This is a genomic window from Caldithrix sp. (assembly GCF_056497305.1).
This window is the reverse complement of the sequence record NZ_JBSMDE010000048.1, coordinates 1-5979: the sequence shown is the minus strand read 5'-3', so window position 1 is coordinate 5979 and position 5979 is coordinate 1. Positions and strand designations below refer to the sequence as shown.

Sequence of the window (5979 nt, the reverse complement as noted above, 5' to 3'; positions counted from 1 at the left end):
CCCGATCTTCGGGGACGAACAAAGCATTCACGAAGTGCGCAATAATTGCAAATAGAAAATGGCAAAATATTTTAACATAATTAAAGTAAAACTCAGCAAAGCTGCACAATTTGCTCCCCCTTCCCTTTATTAAAAGAAGGGAAGGGGGGCGGGGGGGTAGGATCTTCGGTACAAAAATTTTCACACGCTAAAGCGTTATAAGTTTTGAGGGAAGTATTCTAATCCCGCCACAGCTGGATGCGAACATTTTTGTGATGTGTAAGGAAGTAAAAAAAAGGTTGAGTTGTTGAATTGTTTAATTGTTGAATGGCCTGTCCGGCTGCCACGGCCAGACGGGTGACCTTTGTGGTTTTTTAAAGGTCGTGGCTCTGCTGCTTTAGAGAATTTTGCGGTACACCTGGTACATATTCCAGATATTTTCCACGTAGCCAATGGTTTCTTCGTAACCATAAAAGTAGCCATGGGGCGGGCGTCCGCTTGCCCAGACCTGTAAGTGCAGTTGCCAGTCTGTTTTTTTAAGCATGGCCAGATAGGGTTTGACCGATTCCCAGCGATTGACCGGTTGTCTAAAATAGCGGGCAATGTCCTGGGCGTCGAACACACGACCGGCGCCGGCATTGTAACTGGCCAGGGCTAATTTCAACCGATCTTCCGGCGGAGCGTCCGGAAAGTACTGAGCCTGTTTGTAAAGATGGTAAATGCCGGCTGTAATATTTTCTCTGGGGCTTAAAAGAATAAATTCAATATCCAGTTCGCGACTCAATTCCCTGGCTGTGCCTGGCATAATTTGCATCAGGCCGCGCGCTCCCACCCGACTGCGGGCGTGCATCTTAAATCCAGATTCCTGAATGATCTGAGCAATGATCAGGCGATAATCAAAGCCATAACGCTTGGAATATTTTTTGATGAGCGGTAAATATCGGTCAATGTGCAACATCAAATTGGAGCGTTCCAGATGCAGACGCACCTTTTCCAGGGCCTTTTTTTCTTCAATACGTTGTTCCACCATTTTGAAAAGAGCGCTATCGGCCTGGTTCAGCTGAACCCTGGATTGTTCGTGGTGCACGCAGGAGCTGGTCCAGACAACCAGTAAGCCAAACAGCGTCAGAGAAAGTAGTCTGTTCAATTCAAACTCATCCCGATAATTAATCCTACTATCAAACCAATCATAATAAAAATTCCGGCAACAACCATTCCAACCGCTAAATTTCCTTTTTCCAATTCATTCGGAATGTCGAAATGCGTGCTCTTGTTCACCAATTTATAGGTAACGATGGAAGAAACCATGCCCACTATCACACCAAAGATGGCATAAATAAAATTGCGGATCATGATCGGATCGAACCAGCTAAATTCCATTACAACTCCTTTCAGATTAAAATTGGATTAAAAGCAATAATTTTATCGGATCAATGTACGATAAAGTTTAACGAATTTCTTTTTATTTGTCAATGGTGTGTCCAAGCGGACAATGTGCACAATGATTGGCCAGGCAATACTGCTCATGCAAATGCAATAGCGCCTGCATTAATGCCTGATGCGGAAAAGCAGTGCGGTAAACAGATATCCAGGGAAAAAAGCGTTCCATTTTTTTGTAAACCGTTTGCAGGGGGATGGAAAGATAAAACTCCTGAAGATAGTCATAAAAGCCATCGGAATGCCTGAGCAGCGCCTCGGCAGCCAGCAGGGGTATGAGTAAATTGATGAGTATTTCGCTGATGCGTCCGCTGCCAAAAAATTGTTGATTTTGTATGACAGTTGGCCTGGAAGCCAAACGGTGATGCCGACGCCAATAGCCCTGGGGCACAATGTGGAAAAAGGCCCGCGCCTCGTTTAGTAATTGCTTTACAGGCCGGCGAGCCATAAACAACTGCCGGAGAGGGTAAAAGGGTAACACACGCTGCCGACTCAGAAGGGCCACCCAGGCTGCCAGCCGGTAATGCGGATGGTTGGCCGGACGCAGCCCGCTGTACTGCCAGTGTTCGGGACGTAGGGGCGGGGCGGGTAGCAAAGCCTGGTATTGCTGATACCCCTGGATGAGACGCTGCACATAACCATCGCCGGAGGCATTGGGTAAAAAGGCCGCACTTCCGGCGTACAGGGCATAGAGCAATTCGGCCCCGGGCCAAAAACTGGACCAATGGCTTTCCAGCCAGGCCCAGGGCAGACGCCGGGCCAGCAGTTGAAAAGGCCAGGCATTGTGCGGATAGCCCAGGATGCGAAAGAAATGCTCGTAGAACACCTGCTCCACTGGCTGATGCTCTAACTGGTGCTGGAAATAGCGTATTTTGAGATGTAAACGCTGCAGGGCCAGCCGGCGTATGGCCGGCAGAGGAACAGCAGAAGGAGCCCGACAGGAACAACGGAATTGCTGCTGAGCCGGCGAAAAGAGCCCAGCTTCGAGCTGAAGAGTGGGGATGGCCCGCCCGGAGAGCGCCGAAGTGACGGACTGCGGGCCAGAAAGCCGCGGCGCCAGAACCACATGCAGACTGACGTTTTTAAAAAAGGGATCAAGATGGTGCTGATGGGCATACCAGTCATTCAGGTGGCGATGCATCTCCACATCGCCGCTGATGCGCGTGCCGTTTAATTCAAAAAGCGCAGAAATAAAATCCGGACCGCGGTGCAGATTAAGCTGCCCAGCTTCGAGTACGCGTAACGGGCCGGCTGCTGTGCCCACACTTTGACCACTACGCGCCAGGTTTTGCCACAAGGCATAGAGCTGTGCTTCTTGCATGGCCCCTACTTTTTTCATATATTCCATTTATAATTTAATATGATATTTGGAATATTACAAATAAAAATGGATTCGACAAATGGCAACACTTGATCAAAAAGCGATCGCACAACGCATCCAGATGATTCAACGGCAGCAGGGATTGACCCAGGCCGGATTGGCCAGAGCCCTGTCCATCAGCCAGGCAGCCATCAGTAAGTACCTTAATGAACGCATCCCACCGGCTGAGGTACTGTACCGCCTGGCCCGTTTGGGGCAAACCACAGTGGAATGGATTTTAACCGGACAGAAAAATTACTGGTTCGGAGTACAGGATGATCGCGTGCAGGAGGAAACCGTTGCCTACGATGCCGACCTGGCTCTGGCCCGCAAGATTTCGGCATTGCCGGCTGAAGCGCGCCAGGCGCTGGTAATGTTGATCGACTTGTTGAACAAAGATTAATGCACCAGACGTTTGACAACCACTATATGTCGGCAGTAGTACACATCATCCAGGCCATCGATGACCACGCCGCGGCTGGTGGAAGCGTGAATGAACTGCCCCTGGCCCAGGTAAAGTCCCACATGCTCGATGCGCTCCTGACCCTCAAATCGAAAGAAGATCAGGTCGCCGGGTTTTAAATAGGGATAGTGTACCGAATATCCAAGCTGACGCTGCTGATTGGCCTGCCGGGGCAGAGACCGTCCGTACACTTCCTGGTAGAGCCGGCAGACCAGTCCGGAACAATCGATTCCCCGGTGATCATTACCCCCGTAACGGTAAGGCGTGCCTATCCATTTTTGGGCGGCAGCACGCAGACTTTGTTCGGATTTCTGATTCTTCCCGACTGGAAGGCGCGAGGTGTATTGCACGGAACAGGAAACAAATAAACTGCAGAACAGAACCACGATGCAAAGGTTACTAAACCTGGCCATGGTTACCACTGACGGTTTTGAATGCGCGTGGTCAATTCCTTGAGTTTTTGATTAAATTCATTTTGCGGGAGTTTTTCCAGAGCCTGAAGAGCCTGTTCGAAATAGGTTTGATAGAGGTCGTGAACTTCCTGCAGCACTCCGCTGCGCTGCAGATGGACTTTAAATTGTTCAAAGGTTAACTGCTGCAGGGGAACAGACAGACGCTGCCGCAGACGAATGGAAAGAATCGTTTGCTTGTGCATTTGCCAATCGCTGCCTACCTGCTTGCCCAACTGGGAGGGATCGGCCATAATATCCAGCATGTCATCCTGAATCTGGAAGGCCATACCCAGGGCATAACCAAATGCTTTAAACAGTTGAATTTCTTTCTCAACAGCCCGGGCAGAAAGGGCTCCTAATTCACAGGAAAGCTCGATCAGCACCGCGGTTTTGCGCCGAATCATTTCCAGATATTGCGCTTCAGAAATTTCCTGACCGGATTCAAACATCTTGTCCAGCCCCTGGCCTTCACAAATAATGAGCATGACATCGGTAAAACGCCGGGCCATGGTTAATACATCGCCCTGCGGACATTGTAACAGCTTTTTAAAAGCCAGCCCCATCAAACCATCGCCGGCCAGAATGGCGGTGGCCACATCCCACTTTTTGTGTACGGTGGGTTGCCCGCGACGTAAATCATCCCGGTCCATAATATCATCATGAACCAGGGTAAAGTTGTGCAACAGTTCCACGGCCAGGGCCGGGTAATAGGCGGCGTTGAGCTGCCCGCCACAGGTTTGATTGGACAGAATGGTCAGCAAGGGGCGAATCCGCTTGCCGGGCAAACGCAACACATAGTGAATGGGCTCATAAAAAATCGGGATTTGATGATTAATCCCGATGGAGAGCAACTGCTCATTTAATTTGTCTAACCAGGGTTGCAGGGCCTCGAAAAATATTTTGGAAGAGGTAGCCATTAATACTCAAACCGGTTTTTGATGATGTCCCAAATTTCTTCGCGCGTTTTGGCCTGAGTGAGCATATCGCGAATCTCTTTTTTCTTTAAATTGCGCGAAATGACAGCCAATGTCTGGATATGGGGCCCTGACGTATCGCGTGGCGAAAGCACTAAAAAAATCAGATGCGCCAGCTTACCGTCCAGTGATTCAAAATCAACACCCGATTTCTTGACGCCAAAGGCGATCTCCAGGCCTTTCACTCCGTCGGTTTTAGCGTGTGGAATGGCCAGGCCATTTTCCAGACCGGTGCTTAAATAACCTTCCCTGGCTAAAACATCCTGTAATGCAACTTCGCGATCCACCAGGCGTCCGTTTTTGTCCAGTAGATCAAGCAACTCTTCAATAATCTGAAATTTCGTCTGACCTTTTAGATCCGGTTCAATGTGTTCTACTGGTAAAAATTCATATAATTTCATATTGCCTCCGTTTTCCTAAAATATAGAAATTTATTCAATAAAGAAAATTTTGTCAAAATTTTAGCGCATTTTTTTTACTTTAAATTTGATTCCCTTTTCTCCAAAACAGAAATTCTTTATTAATGAAATTAACTAAGGCATCAAAGCCGCAACGTAACTCGATCTTCAGCTCGAGACTTTTATAAGGGCGAAATGACAATCAGTGAGGCTTCGTGCCGATCGCCATTCCAAATCACAATCCTCAGGGACATGCCCGCCAGTCTGGCAAAGCGCAGCCTGACAGGTCTGGCCACCGGACAGGCCCGTCTGGCCACCGGACAGGCAAAGCATTCACGAAGTGCGCAAAGATTGCAAATAGAAAATGGCAAAATATCTTAACATAATTAAAGTAAAACTCAGCAAAGCTGCACAATTTGCTCCCCCTTCCCTTTATTAAAAGAAGGGAAGGGGGCGGGGGGTTAGGATCTTCAACACAAAAATTTTCGCATCCCGCCATGGCGGGACTAGATCTTTTAAAGGAAGTATTCTAAGGCAGCAAAGCCGCAACCAAAATCGACCAGTAGAGTAGAAAAGGGAATGAAAAGAACAAGAGTCTTTACATCCGCCTTAACCCTCCTCAAACCGGACGTGCGGATTTCCCGCATCCGGCTTTCCCGTAGAATTTCATCACAAGCATTCACAAGTCACTAATTCGAGTAAATGCCTACATAGATAGATCAAGCCAAGATATTTAAGGTGTTGATACATACTCACACCTTTTGGAGGACCATATCGCCTTTGACTACGTCGGTTAAGATGTTTCTTTAGACGAGTGCGTACAAAACTAAACTGCTTTCGTGGATAACCATAGTTATAATAATTCTGCCAGCCTTGTAAATGAATATTAAGCTCGCGAATTAGAGCGGGAATCGGT

9 protein-coding genes are annotated in these 5979 nt (G+C 48.2%); 2 read left to right on the top strand and 7 right to left on the bottom strand.

The window, feature by feature from the left end:
• Positions 1 to 376: 376 nt before the first annotated feature.
• The 3 genes from ACWB0I_RS04000 to ACWB0I_RS03990 form a co-directional block, all read right to left on the bottom strand.
• Entirely contained in the window at positions 377 to 1126 is a 750-nt protein-coding gene (locus ACWB0I_RS04000) for a transglycosylase SLT domain-containing protein (protein ID WP_479386747.1), read from the bottom strand.
• A complete protein-coding gene (locus ACWB0I_RS03995; protein WP_479386746.1) occupies positions 1123 to 1359 on the bottom strand; it encodes a DUF350 domain-containing protein in 237 nt (78 codons plus the stop codon). Before ACWB0I_RS03995 ends, ACWB0I_RS04000 begins: the two co-directional genes overlap by 4 nt.
• An 82-nt stretch (positions 1360 to 1441) precedes the next feature.
• The gene (locus ACWB0I_RS03990) at positions 1442 to 2755 is read right to left on the bottom strand and encodes a DUF2851 family protein (RefSeq protein WP_479386745.1); all 1314 of its coding nucleotides are present in this window, start codon (positions 2753 to 2755) and stop codon (positions 1442 to 1444) included.
• Positions 2756 to 2816: 61 nt separating this feature from the next.
• On the opposite strand from ACWB0I_RS03990, the gene ACWB0I_RS03985 reads away from it, so the two are divergent.
• A complete protein-coding gene (locus ACWB0I_RS03985) occupies positions 2817 to 3179 on the top strand; it encodes a helix-turn-helix domain-containing protein (protein ID WP_479386744.1) in 363 nt (120 codons plus the stop codon).
• Here ACWB0I_RS03985 and ACWB0I_RS03980 read toward each other — a convergent pair.
• Genes ACWB0I_RS03980 through ACWB0I_RS03970 form a run of 3 tightly spaced genes read right to left on the bottom strand, consistent with a single transcriptional unit; the run spans position 3176 to position 5066 of the window.
• On the bottom strand, positions 3176 to 3652 hold the full coding sequence (locus ACWB0I_RS03980) for a C40 family peptidase (protein ID WP_479386743.1): 477 nt from the start codon (positions 3650 to 3652) through the stop codon (positions 3176 to 3178). The genes ACWB0I_RS03985 and ACWB0I_RS03980 overlap by 4 nt on opposite strands.
• Before the next feature lie 2 nt (positions 3653 to 3654).
• A complete protein-coding gene (locus ACWB0I_RS03975) occupies positions 3655 to 4608 on the bottom strand; it encodes a polyprenyl synthetase family protein (RefSeq protein WP_479386742.1) in 954 nt (317 codons plus the stop codon).
• Positions 4608 to 5066, bottom strand: a complete 459-nt coding sequence (locus ACWB0I_RS03970; RefSeq protein ID WP_479386741.1) for a PTS sugar transporter subunit IIA — start codon at positions 5064 to 5066, stop codon at positions 4608 to 4610. Before ACWB0I_RS03970 ends, ACWB0I_RS03975 begins: the two co-directional genes overlap by 1 nt.
• A gap of 192 nt (positions 5067 to 5258) precedes the next feature.
• Here ACWB0I_RS03970 and ACWB0I_RS03965 point away from each other — a divergent pair, with 192 nt between their 5' ends.
• Positions 5259 to 5444 (top strand): hypothetical protein, encoded by a 186-nt coding sequence (locus ACWB0I_RS03965; RefSeq protein WP_479386740.1) that lies wholly within the window; start codon positions 5259 to 5261, stop codon positions 5442 to 5444.
• A 288-nt stretch (positions 5445 to 5732) separates the two neighbouring features.
• Here the strand turns inward: ACWB0I_RS03965 and ACWB0I_RS03960 are convergent, their stop codons facing one another.
• A complete protein-coding gene (locus ACWB0I_RS03960) occupies positions 5733 to 5963 on the bottom strand; it encodes a group II intron maturase-specific domain-containing protein (protein ID WP_479386748.1) in 231 nt (76 codons plus the stop codon).
• Between the last annotated feature and the right edge of the window lie 16 nt (positions 5964 to 5979).

Bases quoted from the DNA above. Each gene is read 5' to 3' on its own strand.
- ACWB0I_RS03995 (WP_479386746.1), bottom strand. From the start codon at position 1,359: ATGGAATTTAGCTGGTTCGATCCGATCATGATCCGCAATTTTATTTAT.
- ACWB0I_RS03965 (WP_479386740.1), top strand. From the start codon at position 5,259: ATGACAATCAGTGAGGCTTCGTGCCGATCGCCATTCCAAATCACAATC.
- ACWB0I_RS03970 (WP_479386741.1), bottom strand. From the start codon at position 5,066: ATGAAATTATATGAATTTTTACCAGTAGAACACATTGAACCGGATCTA.
- ACWB0I_RS03980 (WP_479386743.1), bottom strand. From the start codon at position 3,652: ATGGCCAGGTTTAGTAACCTTTGCATCGTGGTTCTGTTCTGCAGTTTA.
- ACWB0I_RS03985 (WP_479386744.1), top strand. From the start codon at position 2,817: ATGGCAACACTTGATCAAAAAGCGATCGCACAACGCATCCAGATGATT.
- ACWB0I_RS03990 (WP_479386745.1), bottom strand. From the start codon at position 2,755: ATGAAAAAAGTAGGGGCCATGCAAGAAGCACAGCTCTATGCCTTGTGG.
- ACWB0I_RS03975 (WP_479386742.1), bottom strand. From the start codon at position 4,608: ATGGCTACCTCTTCCAAAATATTTTTCGAGGCCCTGCAACCCTGGTTA.